Genomic DNA, 850 nt, shown 5'->3' with positions numbered 1-850 from the left:
CAACGATTCTTCGTGGTGGTTCCGAGGCGATTCATTCGAATCAAGCTGTGGCAGCGTGTATTGCAGAGGGGCTCAAAATAGCAGGTCTGCCCGAGACAGCTGTGCAGGTAGTCGAGACGACTGATCGTGCGGCAGTAGGTGAGATGATTACCATGCCTGAGTATGTTGATGTCATTGTACCTCGCGGAGGCAAGGGCTTGATCGAGCGTATCAGTCGTGATTCAAAAGTAACCGTGATTAAACATCTGGATGGGATTTGTCACGTCTATCTTGATGAGTTTGCAGACGCGGAAAAAGCACAGAGCATAGCGATTAATGCGAAGACCCATCGTTACGGTACATGCAATACGATGGAAACCTTGCTCGTTGACGCAGCAAGGGCGAAAGAGCTTCTTCCGCGTTTAGAAGCTGCATATAACGACATAGGTGTTGAGCTTCGCGGATGCTCGAAAACGCAAGCGATTCTTTCCAATTGCGTTGCAGCAACTGAGCAGGATTGGGAAACGGAATATTTGGCGCCAATACTGTCGATTAAGGTTGTCAGTTCGCTTGATGAGGCGATAGCGCATATTAATCGTTATGGTTCGCACCACACCGACTCTATCGTTACAGAGAATTACACTCGTGGTCGTGAGTTTTTGACTCGTGTTGACTCGAGCTCGGTGATGATTAACGCCTCTACGCGCTTTGCGGATGGGTTTGAATACGGGCTGGGGGCGGAGATTGGAATTTCTACGGATAAAATTCATGCGCGCGGGCCAGTTGGTCTTGAGGGGCTAACATCAGAGAAGTATGTTGTTCTTGGTGACGGGCACGTGCGTAGTTAGTCATTAATGAAGATTATTTTCGG

1 protein-coding gene is annotated in these 850 nt (G+C 48.8%); it reads left to right on the top strand.

Going from position 1 to position 850, the window contains the following annotated elements; translation table 11 throughout:
* Positions 1-827: glutamate-5-semialdehyde dehydrogenase (locus A3751_RS20120; protein ID WP_068458690.1), on the top strand; the 827-nt coding region annotated here is incomplete at its 5' end.
* Positions 828-850 lie beyond the last annotated feature (23 nt).

This window comes from Oleiphilus sp. HI0080 (assembly GCF_001635135.1).
This window is presented reverse-complemented; position numbering and strand designations above follow the sequence as displayed.